This is a genomic window from Streptomyces colwelliae (genome assembly GCF_048158785.1).
Lineage (GTDB): Bacteria > Actinomycetota > Actinomycetes > Streptomycetales > Streptomycetaceae > Streptomyces.
This window is the reverse complement of record NZ_JBLTJC010000898.1, coordinates 1-593: the sequence shown is the minus strand read 5'-3', so window position 1 is coordinate 593 and position 593 is coordinate 1. Positions and strand designations below refer to the sequence as shown.

The 593-nt window shown below is 66.9% G+C and carries 1 protein-coding gene; it reads right to left on the bottom strand.

The annotated features are described in order from the left end of the window. Positions 1-65: 65 nt before the first annotated feature. On the bottom strand, positions 66-593 hold a 528-nt coding region (locus tag ACNFOC_RS55060), incomplete at its 5' end, for a flavoprotein (protein WP_416966405.1).

The following is a 593-nucleotide window of genomic DNA, read 5'->3' as shown; positions in this document are numbered from 1 at the left end:
GGGGGTAGGAGGCGGGAGGTCGGCGAGCGTCGGGTGGGCGGTGGCGGCCAGGTCGTTCGGGTCGTTCAGGTCCGCGTTGCGTCTACGGCCGCGTTGAGCACCAGCTCCCAGGGGAACTCCTTCGGCTTGCCCTGCCCGGGCTGGTTCGGCACGAAGCCGTCGTCGCCGTACAGGAGTTGTACGCCCATGGCACGCAACTCGGCGACGCTGCGCTCGAATTGGCGGTGCTGTACGTAGGCCGAGTTGACGCAGGGCATGGCGATGATGGGGATGCCCTTGCCGATGCCTTCGGCGACGACACCGATCACGAAATCGTGGGTGAGGCCCAACGCCCATGAGTTGACCGTGTTGAAGGTCGCCGGCGCGAACGCGATGACGTCCGCCTTCGGCCAGACGTCCGGCTCGCCCGGCATCTTGTACTCGCTGCGGACGGGGTGGCCTGTCAGCCGTGCCAGTTCGCTTAGTTGGGGTTCTAGCCAGCGGGCTGCGGTGGGGGTGAGGCCTAGGCATACGTCGAAGTTGCGGGACTGGGCTTCCTTGATGACCTTGGCGATGTCGAGGGTGGGGGGTGCGGCGGAGGCGAAGAGGTAGAG